1 protein-coding gene is annotated in these 234 nt (G+C 58.1%); it reads left to right on the top strand.

All coding sequences use genetic code 11. The annotated features are described in order from the left end of the window. Window positions 1-55 precede the first annotated feature (55 nt). A partial coding sequence (locus tag RMT89_RS46470; protein ID WP_399499146.1) for a phage virion morphogenesis protein occupies window positions 56-234 on the top strand: 179 nt, incomplete at its 3' end.

Here is a 234-nt window from a genome sequence, read left to right as displayed (position 1 = left end):
CCGGCTTTCATCGTCAATATAATGCTGCGGCGGCGCGAAATGAAGAGGGTTCCAGATGACCACGATCACCATTGCGATCACGGACGACGAAGTCTCGGCCACGCTGGACGCGCTGGCGGCGGCGATGGAAGATATGACGTTGGTGATGGATGATTTGGGCGAGTTGCTCCTTGAGTCTACCAAACAGCGGTTCATTGCGGGCGAAGCCCCGGATGGCACACCCTGGGCACCAAA

Source organism: Streptomyces sp. P17 (assembly GCF_032436805.1).
Classification (GTDB): domain Bacteria; phylum Actinomycetota; class Actinomycetes; order Streptomycetales; family Streptomycetaceae; genus Streptomyces.
Note: the sequence above shows the minus strand (reverse complement) of the source record. Positions and strands in the feature narration are given on the sequence as shown.